At 42.7% G+C, this 16157-nt stretch carries 16 protein-coding genes and 1 tRNA gene; 9 read left to right on the top strand and 8 right to left on the bottom strand.

Features of this window, described 5'->3' with window-relative positions; all coding sequences use genetic code 11:
• The first annotated feature begins 16 nt into the window (after window positions 1–16).
• Both lptF and lptG read left to right on the top strand, forming a co-directional pair.
• Window positions 17–1120: an LPS export ABC transporter permease LptF gene (gene lptF, locus ACTUJZ_RS13525; RefSeq protein WP_463636862.1), complete on the top strand. Its 1104-nt coding sequence runs from the start codon at window positions 17–19 to the stop codon at window positions 1118–1120.
• Window positions 1120–2181, top strand: coding sequence for an LPS export ABC transporter permease LptG (lptG, locus tag ACTUJZ_RS13520; protein WP_463636885.1), 1062 nt, complete (start codon window positions 1120–1122; stop codon window positions 2179–2181). Before lptF ends, lptG begins: the two co-directional genes overlap by 1 nt.
• On the opposite strand, the gene ACTUJZ_RS13515 is transcribed toward lptG, so the two are convergent.
• Window positions 2182–2694: an RDD family protein gene (locus ACTUJZ_RS13515; RefSeq protein WP_463636861.1), complete on the bottom strand. Its 513-nt coding sequence runs from the start codon at window positions 2692–2694 to the stop codon at window positions 2182–2184. It abuts the gene before it with no gap.
• Between the two features lie 498 nt (window positions 2695–3192).
• On the opposite strand from ACTUJZ_RS13515, the gene ACTUJZ_RS13510 reads away from it, so the two are divergent.
• From ACTUJZ_RS13510 to ACTUJZ_RS13500, 3 genes are all read left to right on the top strand, one after another.
• Window positions 3193–3279: transfer RNA gene (locus tag ACTUJZ_RS13510), tRNA-Leu, on the top strand.
• A 464-nt stretch (window positions 3280–3743) separates the two neighbouring features.
• Window positions 3744–4511: an FRG domain-containing protein gene (locus ACTUJZ_RS13505; RefSeq protein ID WP_463636860.1), complete on the top strand. Its 768-nt coding sequence runs from the start codon at window positions 3744–3746 to the stop codon at window positions 4509–4511.
• The gene (locus ACTUJZ_RS13500; protein ID WP_463636859.1) at window positions 4508–5548 is read left to right on the top strand and encodes a DUF262 domain-containing protein; all 1041 of its coding nucleotides are present in this window, start codon (window positions 4508–4510) and stop codon (window positions 5546–5548) included. The genes ACTUJZ_RS13505 and ACTUJZ_RS13500 overlap by 4 nt, the downstream gene beginning before the upstream one ends.
• A gap of 15 nt (window positions 5549–5563) precedes the next feature.
• Here ACTUJZ_RS13500 and ACTUJZ_RS13495 read toward each other — a convergent pair whose 3' ends face one another.
• The 6 genes from ACTUJZ_RS13495 to ACTUJZ_RS13470 form a co-directional block, all read right to left on the bottom strand.
• The gene (locus ACTUJZ_RS13495) at window positions 5564–6706 is read right to left on the bottom strand and encodes a DNA cytosine methyltransferase (protein ID WP_463636858.1); all 1143 of its coding nucleotides are present in this window, start codon (window positions 6704–6706) and stop codon (window positions 5564–5566) included.
• Window positions 6693–7286, bottom strand: a complete 594-nt coding sequence (locus tag ACTUJZ_RS13490; RefSeq protein ID WP_463636857.1) for an Eco29kI family restriction endonuclease — start codon at window positions 7284–7286, stop codon at window positions 6693–6695. Before ACTUJZ_RS13490 ends, ACTUJZ_RS13495 begins: the two co-directional genes overlap by 14 nt.
• A gap of 343 nt (window positions 7287–7629) precedes the next feature.
• Window positions 7630–8079, bottom strand: a complete 450-nt coding sequence (locus ACTUJZ_RS13485) for a DUF6641 family protein (RefSeq protein ID WP_463636856.1) — start codon at window positions 8077–8079, stop codon at window positions 7630–7632.
• An 18-nt stretch (window positions 8080–8097) separates the two neighbouring features.
• Complete coding sequence (locus ACTUJZ_RS13480) at window positions 8098–10122, bottom strand: AAA family ATPase (RefSeq protein ID WP_463636855.1); 2025 nt, start codon at window positions 10120–10122, stop codon at window positions 8098–8100.
• On the bottom strand, window positions 10115–11032 hold the full coding sequence (locus tag ACTUJZ_RS13475) for a tyrosine-type recombinase/integrase (RefSeq protein WP_463636854.1): 918 nt from the start codon (window positions 11030–11032) through the stop codon (window positions 10115–10117). The genes ACTUJZ_RS13480 and ACTUJZ_RS13475 overlap by 8 nt, the downstream gene beginning before the upstream one ends.
• Window positions 11033–11183: 151 nt before the next feature.
• On the bottom strand, window positions 11184–11732 hold the full coding sequence (locus tag ACTUJZ_RS13470; RefSeq protein ID WP_463636853.1) for a hypothetical protein: 549 nt from the start codon (window positions 11730–11732) through the stop codon (window positions 11184–11186).
• Window positions 11733–11926: 194 nt separating this feature from the next.
• Here ACTUJZ_RS13470 and ACTUJZ_RS13465 point away from each other — a divergent pair, with 194 nt between their 5' ends.
• Window positions 11927–12349, top strand: a complete 423-nt coding sequence (locus ACTUJZ_RS13465) for a hypothetical protein (protein WP_463636852.1) — start codon at window positions 11927–11929, stop codon at window positions 12347–12349.
• 217 nt (window positions 12350–12566) lie between these two features.
• On the opposite strand, the gene ACTUJZ_RS13460 is transcribed toward ACTUJZ_RS13465, so the two are convergent.
• A complete protein-coding gene (locus ACTUJZ_RS13460; RefSeq protein ID WP_463636851.1) occupies window positions 12567–13124 on the bottom strand; it encodes a hypothetical protein in 558 nt (185 codons plus the stop codon).
• A 437-nt stretch (window positions 13125–13561) separates the two neighbouring features.
• Here ACTUJZ_RS13460 and ACTUJZ_RS13455 point away from each other — a divergent pair, with 437 nt between their 5' ends.
• The 3 genes from ACTUJZ_RS13455 to ACTUJZ_RS13445 all read left to right on the top strand — a co-directional run bounded on the left by ACTUJZ_RS13455 (window position 13562) and on the right by ACTUJZ_RS13445 (window position 16028).
• Entirely contained in the window at window positions 13562–14617 is a 1056-nt protein-coding gene (locus ACTUJZ_RS13455) for a hypothetical protein (RefSeq protein WP_463636850.1), read from the top strand.
• Window positions 14618–14745: 128 nt separating this feature from the next.
• A complete protein-coding gene (locus tag ACTUJZ_RS13450) occupies window positions 14746–14934 on the top strand; it encodes a hypothetical protein (protein WP_463636849.1) in 189 nt (62 codons plus the stop codon).
• 335 nt (window positions 14935–15269) lie between these two features.
• Window positions 15270–16028 carry a hypothetical protein gene (locus tag ACTUJZ_RS13445; protein WP_463636848.1) on the top strand — a complete coding sequence of 253 codons (759 nt, stop codon included), beginning with the start codon at window positions 15270–15272 and terminating at the stop codon, window positions 16026–16028.
• Window positions 16029–16157 lie beyond the last annotated feature (129 nt).

Genomic DNA, 16157 nt, shown 5'->3' with positions numbered 1-16157 from the left:
TTCCAGTAGGGCTGACATGCTTATATTTCGCTACCTGATAAAGGAAACGCTGAAGTCACAGCTGGCGATATTTTTCATCCTGATGGCCATTTTCATTACCTTACGCTTTGTGCGGGTGCTTGGCGATGCCTCTGACGGCGATATCCCAGCCGGCCTGGTGTTGGGATTTTTAGGCCTGTATGCGCCAATTCTGGCTTCACTGGTGCTGCCCATCAGTGCGTATCTGGGGATCATGCTGGCCCACGGGCGATTCTATGTAGATAGCGAAATGACCATTATGCGGGCCTGCGGGATCAGCGAATGGTATATCGCCCGGGTGATGTTGTTTTTATCGGTGTTTATCATGTGTATGACCGGGTTTATCACTCTTTATTTGGCGCCCACCGCTGCTGAGAGTGAATACTTACTACGCGAAAAAGCCCGTAACGAAGCGGGGATCTCTGCGCTTATCCCCGGCCGTTTCCAACAAACCGGCAATGAAAAAGCGGTGATTTTTGTACACGATATCGACTCGCAGAATGACCGTTTAAAACGGGTATTTTTGTCGCAGAACCAGCCGGATGATAATCAGGCAGCGGTGCGCGTGGTGTACGCCGACGAAGGGTTTGTGCAGCGCAACAAAGATGGCACCCGCAGCCTGGTGTTGCAGGACGGGGTGCAGTACGAAGGCATTCAACAACAGCGTGATTACCGCAAAGTCGAGTTTGACCAGTATCAAATCCAGATTGCCGACGAATCCGCTGAAGAGCCGCGCCGCAAGGTCAGTGTGCTGCCTACCAGTCAGTTGTGGGACGATGATTCTATCGAGGCCCGGGCTGAGCTGCAGTGGCGTATTGCGATCCCGCTATCCATCCCCTTCTTGACCCTGATTGCAGTACCACTTAGTGCCGTCGACCCGCGCCAGGGGCGCTTTGGCCGCATGTTCCCGGCTATTCTGCTATATCTGGGGTACTTCTTGCTATTGCTGGCAGCGCGAAGGGTATTGGCCGATGGCAAGCTGCCCATTCAGCTGGGCTTATGGTGGGTGCATGGGATCATGCTCATCATCGGGATAGGCCTGATATTCCGGGACCGCAAAACCGGTACTGAATTCAGGGCCTGGCTGTTGAGGAAAAAATGATGTTTAAAATTCTCGACCTGTACATTGCCCGGACCCTGCTCGGCACTGTTGCTGTTACCCTGTCGGTTCTGATTGGCTTAAGCGCGCTGATTAAATTTGTCGAACAGCTGCGCAAGCTGGGTGAAGGCGATTACGACATCACCATGGCAGGCTTATATGTTCTGCTGTCGCTACCCCGAGATCTGGAATTGTTTTTTCCCATGGCCACTTTGTTAGGTGGCCTGGTGGGCATGGGCGTGCTGGCCAGTAACAGTGAACTGGTGGTGATGCAGGCCTCCGGCTTAAGTCGCTGGAATATCATTGGCTCGGCCATGAAATGCGCGGTGGTGATGATTTTGATTGTAATGGCCATTGGCGAGTGGATCACCCCCTATTCCGAAGCCAAAGCCAAAGAAATCCGTACCGAAGCCATCTCCGGCGGTTCACTGTTTTCCTCCGAACAATTGGTGTGGGCCAAAGATGGCGAGCATTTTGTCAGTATTGGTCAGGTTATTTCGCGGGAGTTACTGCGCGATATCAGTGTGTTTGATTTTGACAACGACCTGCGCCTGGAAAATATTACCTATGCTGACAGCGGCAGTTATGACGGTAAAACCTGGTATTTAGAAGGCGTGACTGTTACCCGCTTTACCGACAGCCAGGTGACCGTGACCGAAAAAGGCAAGGCACGCTGGGACTCTTCACTGACCCCGGATAAACTGGGCATTGTGACGGTGAAACCTGAAGCGCTGTCAATTCAGGGCCTGACCGACTATATCCGCTATCTGGATAATAACGACCAGGACAGCAGCCGCTATCAACTGGCGTTTTGGCGCAAGGTACTGCAGCCGGTGTCCATCAGTGTGATGCTGCTGACCGCGCTGTCGTTTATCTTTGGCCCGCTGCGCAGTGTAACCATGGGCGCGCGGGTAATCATGGGTGTGCTGACCGGCTTTGGCTTTTTTATTACTAATGAAGTGTTTGGCCCGCTCAGCCTGGTGTACAACTTACCCCCAGTGATTGGCGCATTGCTGCCCAGCTTATTGTTTGCGGCAGTAGCCGGCTTTTTGCTGCGAAAATAATTACCAGCTTTTATGGTCGTTCTGGCTCGGCGATAGCTGTAACACTTCGGTGCCAGCCACCCTGTCCTGCAGGGCCAGGCGCTGGCGCCGGTCAATCAACACCAATAGAGTACCCAACCCGCCTAGCGCCGTAATCAGACGCAATGTCAGCCGGCGCCAGGTTATGGGCTGATTGGTAGTCGAAAAAATGCGCAGCCGCCATGCACGCATACCAATGGTTTGGCCGCCTTTTTTCCAGAACCATAGAAAAAAGCCTGCCACCCACAGCCCCACCCATACCTGGATCAGGGTTTTGTACAGCAAGGAGGCCTGCAGCAACTCGGCCGGCGTGCCAAAGCCTTGCAGACTCAGGACCTCGTTAACCAATAAGATGACTAGGGTGACGATTAGCGCCATGGCCGCGCACATCCCCACCGCAATGGCGACCAGCGTATCGTAAACCATGGCTAGCAAACGCCGCCAAAAGGTAGCGCGAGGCGCGTCAGGAGAGGTTTGAACCGGGCTTGCTTTCATTAGCGCTGTCAGTTGGTTAGCGTAGGTTCACTATGCCACAGTGGCCGCTTCATGCAACAGATTGTGCACTAATCCGGCAGTCAGCCACCTCCAATCAAAAAAAGGCTTGTACCGCCCGACTATCTCGCTATAATGCCCCACAGATTGATGCACATCATCGACCTAAGCCAGTGTGATGGAATTGGTAGACATGACGGATTCAAAAATGAATGCGCCTATTCAACCACAATGGCAAAGTCATTGAAAGGTAAGCAGCTTTTGACTTAAACAAGCAAAAATATGCTTGCAAAGATTTGCAAAGTTTTTAGACTACGCAAATAGTAAAGTTAGATGCCAGTGTGATGGAATTGGTAGACATGACGGATTCAAAAATGAATGCGCCTAGCCAACCTCAACGGCAAAGTCACTGAAAGGTAAGTACCTTTTGACTCAAACAAGCAAAAATACGCTTGCAAAGATTTGCAAAGTTTTTAAGCTACGCAAATAGTAAAGTTAGATGCCAGTGTGATGGAATTGGTAGACATGACGGATTCAAAATCCGTTGCCTTCACGGGCGTGGCGGTTCAAGTCCGCCCACTGGTACCATCTAATTTTAGAAAAGCGATATAATACTCCTACATTACTTCCTTCTTTTCTTTAATAATTCCACTAAACCTTTTGAACTCTTGATTGTAGTATCTGAAATTGCCTTCATGTAATAATTCGCCTTTAGAGCATAAGGTAATTTGAAGCTTTGTGAATGAGAATGTTCGGTGCACTCTAAAAATTTTCGTACCTATTTGTTAGAGTATATTGTTGCACTCATATCATTAACTCGGGTTAGCTTTTGAGTCATTTGGGAAATTTAGTCAATTTGTTCTAATAAAGCTCGACCGCTCAGGATTAATGACATAAATCACTTAAGTCTATAACAAACTTGCTGAATTAACCCTACAAAATCGCTCTATTTACTAGCATTGGGTAGCATTCGTTCTTGTTTCAATGGATTACGGTCTATTCTTTACGCTAATAAAACGATATTGTAAAAGTAGGATTAAAAGGATTTAAGAATGCCGAAGCACAAAGAAGACACTATTACCTGTATTAACGACTTAATCAAGCATCTCCGTGAGCAAGCTGATCTGCAGACTGTGACTTGGTTTAGAGGACACGCAGATAAAGATTGGAAACTTGAACCTTCATTAAATCGAAGCGGCTATCAAGACCCATTTGGCACCTCACTTCGCCAATATAAGAAGTTTGTCCAAAATGCGATTAAACACATGTCCCACCTACCGAATGAGGAGCATGAGTGGATCGCACACATGCAACACTTTGGCCTTCCAACGAACCTTATGGACTGGACTGAAAGTCCTCTAGTAGGCCTTTATTTTGCGGTGGAGGACGAAAGTCGGCACGATACTGATGGCGCATTCTATTTCTTAGAAGCAGCCAATTTTAATGATGCAGCAGGTCATCATTCTGCGTTGAACCAAAAAGATGTATACGCTTTTGGAATAGATACAGAAACTAGCGAATACTATGTATCAAAAGTATGTGCAACCAATGCACAAGCAAGAATACCTCCCATGGCTGTAATTGGCGCTAAGACTTCTAGCCGAATTCAAGCACAAGAAGGGGTATTCGTTGCCCATCATAGAGATCAGGTATGGATGGAAGAATCATTCCATACTACTAGGTGGGGCTGGAGGCATATAATACCTGCGAGTGATAAGCGTCAAATATTAGAGGAGCTTCGCTTATTGATGATGGACAGATATTCAATCTACCCTCAAATTGATAACCTAGCTTCCAGAATCAAGGAGACGGTCGAGTGATAAACGTAGATCCATTAAGAGAAAATAACATACTTTATCTCAGCGTATTAAAAGATGATATTGATTTTAACCCTGACTACCAGCGAGATAGTGATATTTGGCCTCTTTCGAAAAAGCAGTTATTTATCGACTCCTTGCTCAATAACATCGACATCCCTAAAATATATTTCCATGAAGTTCAGAAAACAGATAATTACCCTTACAAATATGCTGTCGTTGATGGAAAACAGAGGCTGGAAACGATATTTTCGTTTTTAAATGATGAATTTGAACTTAGTGAAAACTTTGACGACCTTTCTGGAGAAGGTCGTGATTTACGGGGAAAAAAATACAGTGACCTCGTTGAATTTGGCCTAAAATTCAAAGCTAACTTTGATGCAAAACAACTCCCGATCTATGTTATTAGAACACGCGAACATGAGCTAATCGATGAAATGTTTTTCCGGCTCAATGAAGCTGCACCACTTAACGCTGCTGAAAAGCGAAATAGCTTTGGCGGTCCCTACCCGGTTCTAATTAGAGAGTTAGTAGAGCATAGTTTTTTTAAGGAAAAAGTACCTTTTTCCGACAAAAGATTTAAGCATCATGATGTTCTTGGAAAATTATTATTATTAGCTTACAGCGAAAAAGTTGTTGACACAAAGAAAATACATCTAGACAATTTTGCCAGAAAGATTACGAAAGAAGATTCAAGTGTAATAGCTAAGATAAAGAGTCAAGTATTAGATTACTTAGATTTTGCTTCGCTAGAATTCGAAGACAAGGATAAATTGCTTCGATCTACAGGCATAATTCCCGTTCATTTTCTCGCATACTCACGACTAACCGACAAGAGCGACTTTACCCGACGTAAGTTAGAACTTTTCGAACAAGAAAGGCGAAACAATAGAGAGTTAGCGAAGAATGATGAGCAAAACGATGAAATAAATTACGATTTGTTGGAGTTTGACAGACTAGTCCAATCACCAAATGATTCATCGTCAATTGAATTTCGCCTGTCACTAATTTTAGATAGCCTTACTGAAGACGCGAGTTAGTTAACTCGCGTTTGTCTACGAATGTCTCATTAATGATTTATATACGCTTGAACCAACTGCCTCAGCTAGTTTAACCGGAACTGCATTACCCAGCTGTCGCATTGCTTCTCCCCAAGCCCCTTGAAAGACATAACAATCTGGAAATGTTTGAATTCTAGCGCTTTCTCTCACAGTAAAATAACGAATACTTCCATCTTCATATCTAATCATATTCTCCCCCCCCGGAACTCCGTGTGTGCCAGCTTTAAGTGTTTTCGAGGGCTCATCAATGTAACTTCCTGTGTGGCCAGGGTAACTGCGTGCCCCCCCTTTAAATATGTGATTTTTTATACTGATGCCGGAGCTCGAAGGAACTGGTAAATCGCCTATAGCATCCCTAACAGTTTGCCAAGGAGTTTCTTGTGGGGAAAATAAACCGTATTTTTTAAGCAATTTATTTACATCAATTTCAGGCTCAGGGGCTACTATTTTATGCTTTTCCCAATAGTCTCCAGTAACCCATTTGCTCCATAACAACGAATCTTTGCTGTGCGTCGGTTTAGGAAACGACCATTTTGCATCTACATCTGACCTGAATCCGACTATAAATACCCTTTCTCTTTTTTGTGGAACTCCATAATCCGCTGAGTTTAAAAGTTTGAAAACAACTTTATATTCTAATTCCTTTTCACAACTTGACGTATGATGCTTCTCCAACCTTTTAAGATGCTCTAGCCATGGTTCGTTATTAGATGACTTAATTGAGGGGTATTGAAGTCTGAGTAATATATATTCAAAATACTCAGCGAAAGATTTTCTTAGTAATCCCTTTACGTTTTCAAAAATAAAGGCTTTAGGTTTGAGTTCGCTTATTGCTCGAACAGCTTCGGGAAACATATCTCTTTCATCATTATGAGCTCTGTGGTTGCCCCCCATTGAGAAAGGCTGACACGGCGGTCCACCTGATACTAAATATACATCATCCCCCACATAAGGAGCGTAATTAAATTCTCTAATATCCCCTTCAAAAATCGTAACATTTTTTTTTGATAGATAATTAGCCTTTAACGTTTGACATGCATCTCGATTGTATTCAATTATTGCTGCTGGATTAAATCCAGCCTTATCAAGGCCGATGGCTAATCCACCGCCACCGGCAAATAGTTCAACTGACTTCATTTCTCTTTTTCAATTTAGCTTTAATATTGGTTATCAAAGGGGCTTCTCCCGTAAGATTTGAAACCCATTTTCTGCCTGGATGTAGTGTATCCCACTCAGATGGAGCCTGTTCGTAACGCCCTCTACCGGGGTTATGATTACCAAATCCGTCTATATACGAATTCCACAAAGGGGTAAATCTCCTGATTAAGCTGGATTCTAAAGCGGATATTAGATCTAGTCCTGCTTTCTCCATAATGGCGAATCTAAACGAAAAGCTTGCAGAACTGAGATCTACAGAGTCAATACTTCTCTTGTGTTCGTTAACACGAGACTTCAGCTTTTTAGTTTTCAATTTAGACGCCTTACCCTGACGCCAACCTTCGGGCACCGCTTTACCGACATAGATTGGCTGTTCTGGATGAACCATGCCTTCATAAATAGTGTTTGTGCAATCTATCAAATAGAGTGCATACACTCCTGCTCCCTCAAAGTCAGGGACTGTGGTCAGTGGCATCAGGTTTGTGTTACAAAATTTGTCAAGTAGTGGCTCTAGTACTGTATCGACATGCAGCTTATGGTTACCAGGGTTGAATGTCATCCTTGCTCTCCTTGTAAGGTAAGAGTCAAGAATATCAATCAATAAGCTATATAGGAACCTTTAAAGGTAGAGACATTATAGCACCCACAGGCAACTGGATAAGTATACACATTTCACTACATTAATGAATACTATACATAAGATTTAATTTAATTTTATGTAAGCTTTCTATCTCCCCTTTCACTGCAAAAGCTAAATATAGAAATTAAGAGCTATAATTCTAAATTATTTGCCAACTCTCATGTATTACTCCAGATCGATAACTCCTAATTAATTTTAAAGGCCCCTTAAGAATTAACTGTTTAAATAGTAATAAAACTTTAGAAGCCTATTAGGAGAAAAACTAGCCTTTGGATTTGGCAGATTGTTTCGAAGCTTTAGACGAAGCAAGCAAATATTTATCAAGCTCCCCTTTTTCAACCGCCTGAATCACTGTTGCGATTGTTTCAGGGAGCTTACTGGCTTCACCGACATCGATTGCAGGCTTGCCGGTATCAAACTCTATCGGTTTGTTGTTGACCTTAACTTCTAAGTAAAAGTGACCATCACTGTCGTAGTACCAAGGCCGAACCGTGATTTGACGGCGCTCTTTTTTGCGCTCACCAGTTTCTGGATCTTTTACTACTTTCTCGCGATAGGCTTCGAAAGGCCGTCTTTCGATCATGCATGTTGCCATTTCCTGCTGCTGCTCCAGCTTCTCGACGAGCTTCATGCGTTTGCCGATAACAGGCGGCTTGGACTCAAGTTTTGGGCGAGCGGTGACCTTGAGCGAACTCAATACTGATGTAGTCATGTTGTTTACCTCGTTGGGTTAGTTCGGGCGAATAAAGCCCATTTGGGGTTTAGTTTGCTTGCGTTTGTTTTCTTCTGCCAACAGGGTGATGGCAGAAAGTTTGTGATTTTGTCTGGTGCTGAACTGTTTGTGTCTTGCCAGAATGGCAAAGTCGCCAGGCGTGAGTTGGGTTAGCTCAGCCAATGCCTGTTGCTCAGCTTTTTTAACCGTTTTGATACCCAGTGACTGCTTGTACAACTGAAGTACTTGGTCGAACGATAGGTAAGTACATTGCAGTTTGAAGTCGAAGCGCCTGAGCACGGCATGGTCTAGTCGGCTTTCAAGATTGGTCGCTGCGAAAACCGGTTGTGCGCACGACTCAATCTGTGTGAGTAATTCGTTCACCAATTGCAGCTCGTGATGAGCATTCAACGACTCACGGTTAGTAAGTAAGCTATCTACCTCGTCTAAAAGAATCATCTTTTCGTCGGTATGCGCTTCTTCAAATATGGCGGCAATATTTTGCTCACTCTCGCCCACCCATTTGCTAAGCACATCTGATGCTTTCACATGAATAAGCTCACGTCGATGCCGCTCTGCGAGGTGATGAACAAATGCTGTTTTACCTGTGCCAGGCGGCCCCGACAGCAACACGCGAACTGACCAATCGTTATCTAGCGCTTGTTGGATGTCATCAAGGTAGCTCTTGGGTTGCTCAATGTTAAACAGTGAAAGGTCGAACTCCTGAGCAAGTTGAAACTGAAGTTTGCTTTCCCACTGCCCTGCTGCACGCAGTGTTGCCTCAATGGTTTCATATATAACGTTCTCCGCTTCGGTACGCGCTGTATGCAGGGTTTTCGCTACATGTGCAGCATTCGCTATTACGGCAGGCGAAACGTTGTTCACACGCGTTACCGTTCGTTTGAATTTCGCTGACAACGACAAGCCTTTGAAGTGTGGCTGGCAAATGGCGGCGATATCTTCCGGCGTTGGTCGTGGTACTTCAATGATAAGCTTAAAACGCCGAATAAAGCTGGGCTCCAGATAATCGATGTGATTGGTTATCCAGATACACGGAATATCGTTATCTTCGATTAAACGCTGGAGGTGCTCTTTGCTGTACTGGTAGCAGGCATGTTCAAAAATCGTTTCGCATTCATCAATCAGTAGCAGTGACCTCGAGCTGCTTGATAGCAAGTTACTGATCATTGATAGGTAGCGCAAACGCTCCTTATCTGGGTACTTTGCCTCAAAGTCGTCGGTACTTTTTGATTCAGTCAGTGCCGTAGACCTAACCTCATAAAGTACATGACCAAGCTCTTCGGCCAGTGTACGAGCAAGCTCCGTCTTGCCGGTGCCGGATTCACCATAAAGCAATAAATTGGTGCCTGTGAGTCCTTGTTTCACGGCCGATTTGAGATAGTCCCTTATGCGAAATCCATCAACTTGTGGAAACGCACTTAAGCTAAATTGCGCAGTGTGGCTTTTATGTAGTAACGGTGCGATGAGCTGCTGCTTGTTTTCAACTTTTTGAGTGAGCAGGCTATGTAACAGATGGTCCGGTAATTCATCACCATACAGGACGTTCAGACTAGGCTTTCGTAATATGCCAGCTCTGGTCAGTTGCTTGAGTGTGCGCTCGTAATCGTCAGAGGTAAGCTTACATATATCCTGTAGTAACGTGCCAACCTGTTCGTAATGTAACTGCCCAATCAATAGGTCTGAAAATTGAAGAAAAGCAGGGTTGGCGTGCGCGACGACAATATACTCAATGATACGCGCGGCATTTTTCGCTAATGCCAATTCTCTTTCAATAAACTGGCAATTGTTGATGCAAAGCTGTGTGATTGCAGGACGCTTGTCAGTGATAGAAAAGAAGTTAACCACACTGCGCTTAGAGCTCACTTTTAGCTGCTTCCCGCTTAGTCGATGTTGGCCGGTTAAAGCGCAAAGCGTGTTAGCATTCAGCAGGTCGCTGTCGGGCTCATCTATATACTCGAGTAGCCTTTTTGCCCATGAGCACGCGAGATAGTTGAGCTTATACCGTTCTCGAAACCTATTCATGCTTATCACCATTGCTGACGTATGCAAGATTGGCCGCAGCAGCCTTCATCACTTTTTCATGCCGTTTGTCATACACCACGGTAGTAGATACATCAGCATGACCTGCCATCTGGCGAGCAGTGTTCAAATCAACATTTTGCTCGAGAAGTCGGGTGATATAAGTACGGCGTAGATCATGCGGAGATACACCTTCTACGCCAATAGAACTCAAAGTCTTTCGTACCAGTGAGTAGATAAAACTGCCTGAAAGCGGGCTTTCTTGCTGAACATGACCGCCTCTGGCGATACGCACGAATAGTGGGCCTCGCCCAGTACCTCTGATGGTTGTCCATTTACTGACAGACCGTTTCACCCAGTCAGGCAAATACACGATCCGGCTTTTGTTACCTTTACCCTGGCGGATGAATAGCGTTTTGTTCTCTGGTGAATAGTCGGCATAAGCAAGTGCAACCAACTCACTACGCCTTAGTCCAGTGCCGAGTAGCACCGAGAAAATGGTACTGTCACGAATGCCAATAAGCGATTCATTTCGGCAAAGCGTATCGAATAGTTTTTCAACCTGAATGACGGATAATGGTGTACCACGGTGACTACCATGTTTTACCTTTGATATCGATTGCAGTTGTAGCGCCTGCATTTCAGATGCTTTGCCAGACATAACCGCAATTTTTACGATATTGCGGATCGCAGCCATGGCTCTATTGATTGAGCGTGCCGACCAGCCTTTCTTGAGCAGCAATGCTTGAATATGGCTAGCTTGCTGATAGTCGATAGCAGCAAACAATCCTGCCCTACCTTGTTCAGGCCAATTCAGAAGTTCTGCAATGCTATTCAGTTGTGACGCAATGGAGCGCTGACTATTGGGCGCAAGTCGCCCTAAGTACAGCGTGTAAGGACATGCTGTATTCATGTGTTTATTCCGACTGAGATGTTAAAACGAATGCGAAATACAAGGTTGCTTGAATAAGCTTTAGCTAGAATAGCAGTGGGTATTGAGCAAATATACGGCGATTTTGTACCAAAATAATAAGAATGGGGGGCTAAGCCCCCAGAAAAACTATCTATAATTTTTCTTTCTTTATAAAATGCAGCCGAGCCTTCCTCACTGCTTCTTGTGAAGGGACTTTGGGACAGTTTGAAACCCGTTCACCCTTCAAAGCTCGTCTATAGATCTTTTTCACTTTTTTAAACCCATACATATGAGCCAGTGCACCGAACAAAACCAGGTCATCTGGGGTATAGGTGGCCTGCTCGACGCCGAGAGCGCTAAATAAACATCCCTCCCATAGTGCACGTTGCACTAGAGTTTCAGCATTTTCTCTACTTAGGTATAAGTCTAAACCAGTATCAGAAATGATTGTGTCTACATCAATATCTTCCATGTTAAATAAGGGCACTGACAATTGGCTGAAAACATTATTTCTGATAACCGCCATAATAGCCTCAAAAGCAACTCCGAGGGCAAAGGAGGGATTTATGTTAGTATTTGCAGAGCCTCCTAACTCCCTTTCTATAAGGTTGGGGTGCTTGTGCCTTGTTAATACAAGAATCATGCTATTGAGTGTGTACTGGTCAAACTGATTTATTGACTTATCTGTAGGTATTTTCATTGCTCTTTCCTGTTGATTAAAACAATGCAAATCATATCCACTGAGTTCAAGTACAGGAGTTTTTATTGCCCACGAGCAATCGCGAACAACAAATTTTCCCTATACTAATAAAGCAATTTTAATGTTCTCGTGCACTCGAGACGACAACCCTAAAAAATCAATTTAAAAACAAAGGCTTAGATGGAATTTTCAACATGCAAAGGTTACAGCAAACAATGTTCTCATGTTTACTCAGTTGGGCAAATGAAAAAAAACAAGATGGGAAAGGTTACCGTTTGAATAAATTGGCCGTTGAGTTAGGTGTGTTTTTTATCTCCATCATTTCTCGCAAGGTCATTAAGGAGAACTCAAAATTTGAGCTTATATACGAATCTCTAAACGAAATTGCGCAAGATTACAGCAAATTTGCGAAAATTCGACATGAACAGGACCCACCTAGTAACCGTATTCGTGAAGCATGTAACATGCTTCATGAGGCCGGACTTATCGAAGAGTTATATCCTCGAGAGTCGACAAGTATTGAACGAGAGAAGTACAACTTAGGCGGTGGCCAAATTTGGAAGGTTATAATTCGACTTAATGAATTCAACTATCCAGAAGACGAAAATAGTGGATGATGACCAAAGTGGCTTAGTTTTGGTGGACTTTGTCAAACCTGATAGTTTACTGGTAGTTTGGGTTAGGCCTGACAAATAGCTATGCGCGACTAGAAGAAACTCTGGCAGGCTTCGATGGGAAAGTGCTGTTGGCCTCAGCGAAGCCCAACCTTTAAAATTGTTAGCTACCACTACACTGCCTAATAATTTTTTTAAACTTTTGTAGTCAGGTACTGTTTCAAATTTTAGGAATATAAACCGTACCTATCCATTTTTTAAGTTTTTCATTATTTGTAACGTTATTATTCATCAATCCGCTATGCAACATGTTTAAAATATCAATCTCAGACATTTCAGAACCACCATTTTGCTTAAGCATTTTAACAATCCTCTTTATTTTATCACTTTCCTCTCTATCTATTAAAACGTAGCCATTACCTATTCCGTTAAATATCTCCTTTACTGCCCTGTCTTTTTTTAAAGCGTAATATTCAATATATTTTAAAGCTGCTTCCGTAATATCTCTTCTCTTAGAGTTTTCGGAAGCTTTCTTACTTCTTATCCTACTTTTCCATTTATTCCAAATATCGCTGTCAATATCATTAATATGAGAATTTATATTTTTGACAGTGTTATTGATGCCAGATGGCTCGTCAATATTTTCTAAATTTTCTAATTGCTCAGCTATTGAGGTTAGCGCGTCTCTGCTACGTTTCGTTGCATCAGCTTTGCCGTGAGCTATCAGATTAGCTCCGTGCTGTCTCCATACTTCAGCGGTAACTGCTTTGCGTGACATGTTGGACCTCTTATAGTAGTCATACTATTTTCACAATCGTAGTCATACGAATTATTTTTGTCAAAGAAAACGTGAGTCATACGATTTTTCACATAATGCCAAGCCGAAAATGTGAAAAATGTTAGTAATCACTTACAATTCTTGCGGAAGTATTTTGTGTGCAATTTCTCATCGTAAAAAATACGGAAATAGGGATGGATTAGACATTTTTAGCGTGATTTAAGGTGCTAAACCGCATTTTTACTGATTTTGCGTTTTTTGTGGATTTTAAGATGAAAATAGTAATTTGTAATTATACGCGCAGGTGCGCGCCTCTATCAGTAACAATATAGATACACACTATGACTAATACATCCATACAGACTAAGCAGAGACACTGTAAACTCAAAAGTAGGGTTAGCTCTCAACTACGACTGCCCGTATCCGACATTGACAAGATGCGTCGTTACCATTCTTCAACAACTGTATTTGAACGAGTGAAGGCTCTAGCCGAGATAGCTGATGATGACGATTTTATATTGAGACAGTCCGACTTAATGTGCCGATACACAGATGGGCGCTGGTTGAAGTTAGACTTTGATAGTTTAGTTGTTAGTTTTGATATTAGTGAGCATAAGAGTAGAGAAATTATAGACTTACTAGGAGATAAGCTCAGAGTAAATGACACTTGGAAATTTAAAAGATTAAAGAAGCACAAAAAAGTCACAAGTATAAGTAAGAATTACAACTCCCATTATCAAGCAAAATTTAAAAATGGAAATAAGATTCACATTTCAATACTCAATAAAAACCACTCGACTCGCTATAGAAATTTCAGATTGGATTTTTCTCCAAGCTACTTTACGAGTGATGAAAAACAGAGCTTCTTTAGCTGGATTTTCAAATCCTTTGGCAATGAAAAAGACACGGCAATCAAAGGTTCTATAATTACAAAGCTAGATATTGGCTTGCAGCTCCATAACATATTTTCACCTTTCATTTCGATTTGTACAACAAGTAAGCCCTCAGTCTATTACTGGCAGTACAACGGAAAAGGTAAGTTTTTTGTCCAAGCACACTATAATGTTCAATCTAGCTCAGGGATGAAGTTGGGAAACATAACATATTGCCCTGTTTCTAATTTCTTAAACAAAGTGTTTAAAAATAAACCTTACTCCGTGCAGGAAGCTGAGGAGCTGCTCACTTCGGTGGTTCCTGCTGCAAGGATTGAGTCTAGGTATCAATATCAAGACTCAGGCACAGCAAAAAGTTTTTCACTAACAAAGATCAAAGATGTTCCTTTTGATATGCCTAATATACAGCTTATCTCTCCAGAGCATTTCAGGAAGCTGTCTCACGAAGATAGATGCCAGTTAGCGTCGACCAAAAGTATTGATAGAATTACAGCAGATATTGACACTATTGTCCTTCCGAAGGAAAAATTATTATCAGAATATAAACGCCTGGTCGATGAGCTACTCAATGATGCCGGATTAGCTATTCCCAGCAAATAATTTGAACAAGCTATTACTCAATCTGTTGAGCGGCTTTTACTTACAGGTCAGGCACAACCTAGCCTTTTAGACAGTTGTCATTCACCCTTATATTATTATTATTGTCATTTTTGGTGAGTAGAGAGAATATGGCACAAATTGCAGAAGAAGATTGTTTCGAGAATGCAGTGGCAGCACACGTTCATAATGAGCGAGCGGAGGTTTTACTCTCTAACTTGCTGGCACTGAAGCATCCTGGTGAGGATAAATTTACTATCTCGTTTCATGATGTTGTCGTGACACTCGAAACTGCGTTGGACTTGCTTAGGCAGAGATAGCATATCTGGCCTCGTAGAGCTTACGAAATTCTCACAACAGATAGTTTGGTTTGGAGCTTTAACATGGCTTAGTTGAACAGCCGCGCAGCTATTTATCTAAATGAATCTAGTTTACTGAAAGAACGCCCCCCTCTCCGAAGAGATGATTTTAGTAGGGATCGACTGCTGGTCGTTTGATTACACCGTATCGGCAGAGTATAGCAGAAGAATCGCCTAAAAGGTGTTTTGGTTTTATTGGCCATCACATCCTACTAAAAGCTTGATATTAAGTCTTATCTTACCTTATATTATTTTTACACTTATTACTATTTATAGAGCTGCAAAGGGATTTTAAGTTGGCACTACTTTTGTTTTTGGTTGCGGTTGGTGTTTTCATATGGCTGGATGGAAAGAAAGAATCACGACAATACAGCCAAAATAATTGGCAAGGCAATAGAATATACAATAACGACCGAGTAAGAACTGCATTATGTCATGGCTGCCGAAGCCATTTGTCTTCGACGAAAAACCAACAGTGTAGCAAATGCAACTGGCTTATTTGTAACTATTGTGGAAAATGTGAGTATAGTTGCAAAACAAATCATCATCAAAAAGTAAATCCTGAGATAAGAAGAAAACTAGTTTCAACGAAAGAAAATAGAGTATTCAGCAGCACTGCTCCACCGTTACCGCCAAAGATAGAAAAGAAAGTATTCGAACATGTGGTAGAGCCAAATTATCAGGTAGAAGATTTCATAAGATCTGTCACGCCAGCCCTAAAAGGACTTGACAAAATAAGTGATAAAGATATGAAAACATTCAAACGATTTAAAGTTTACATATCTGCAGATGAAAAACCTGACTATGACATCATTAAAGACCTCTCGAAAGGAAGTGTAAATACAACTGGGGTAACAGTACATGAAAAAATTGAAGTTATACGACGACAGGGTTTAAAAAAAGGAGATGGTTGGTGGCATGCAAACAGTTCAGAATTTTCCGGCATCAGCAATCAAAGGTATGATGATTACGACTCGTTTGAAGAATATTCTAATGAATATAACGAAATGAAGCACGAAGACTACCTAGCCGAGTGGCGTGACGATTCTGGTTGACTTTAACTGTAGAGAAGAAGCTAAAACTTATTCGAACAGCTGAGAAGAATTTAGCTCAAATCTAAAATGACACGGGCACCGGATAACGGGTAACTGTTAGATCAGGTCTGAGCTAGTCCAGCTAATATA

It is taken from the genome of Alteromonas sp. WD8-37 (genome assembly GCF_055326825.1).
This window is presented reverse-complemented; position numbering and strand designations above follow the sequence as displayed.

Bases quoted from the DNA above. Each gene is read 5' to 3' on its own strand.
- lptF (WP_463636862.1), top strand. From the start codon at position 17: ATGCTTATATTTCGCTACCTGATAAAGGAAACGCTGAAGTCACAGCTG.
- lptG (WP_463636885.1), top strand. From the start codon at position 1,120: ATGTTTAAAATTCTCGACCTGTACATTGCCCGGACCCTGCTCGGCACT.
- ACTUJZ_RS13515 (WP_463636861.1), bottom strand. From the start codon at position 2,694: ATGAAAGCAAGCCCGGTTCAAACCTCTCCTGACGCGCCTCGCGCTACC.
- ACTUJZ_RS13505 (WP_463636860.1), top strand. From the start codon at position 3,744: ATGCCGAAGCACAAAGAAGACACTATTACCTGTATTAACGACTTAATC.
- ACTUJZ_RS13495 (WP_463636858.1), bottom strand. From the start codon at position 6,706: ATGAAGTCAGTTGAACTATTTGCCGGTGGCGGTGGATTAGCCATCGGC.
- ACTUJZ_RS13490 (WP_463636857.1), bottom strand. From the start codon at position 7,286: ATGACATTCAACCCTGGTAACCATAAGCTGCATGTCGATACAGTACTA.
- ACTUJZ_RS13485 (WP_463636856.1), bottom strand. From the start codon at position 8,079: ATGACTACATCAGTATTGAGTTCGCTCAAGGTCACCGCTCGCCCAAAA.
- ACTUJZ_RS13480 (WP_463636855.1), bottom strand. From the start codon at position 10,122: ATGAATAGGTTTCGAGAACGGTATAAGCTCAACTATCTCGCGTGCTCA.
- ACTUJZ_RS13475 (WP_463636854.1), bottom strand. From the start codon at position 11,032: ATGAATACAGCATGTCCTTACACGCTGTACTTAGGGCGACTTGCGCCC.
- ACTUJZ_RS13470 (WP_463636853.1), bottom strand. From the start codon at position 11,732: ATGAAAATACCTACAGATAAGTCAATAAATCAGTTTGACCAGTACACA.
- ACTUJZ_RS13465 (WP_463636852.1), top strand. From the start codon at position 11,927: ATGCAAAGGTTACAGCAAACAATGTTCTCATGTTTACTCAGTTGGGCA.
- ACTUJZ_RS13460 (WP_463636851.1), bottom strand. From the start codon at position 13,124: ATGTCACGCAAAGCAGTTACCGCTGAAGTATGGAGACAGCACGGAGCT.
- ACTUJZ_RS13455 (WP_463636850.1), top strand. From the start codon at position 13,562: ATGCGTCGTTACCATTCTTCAACAACTGTATTTGAACGAGTGAAGGCT.
- ACTUJZ_RS13450 (WP_463636849.1), top strand. From the start codon at position 14,746: ATGGCACAAATTGCAGAAGAAGATTGTTTCGAGAATGCAGTGGCAGCA.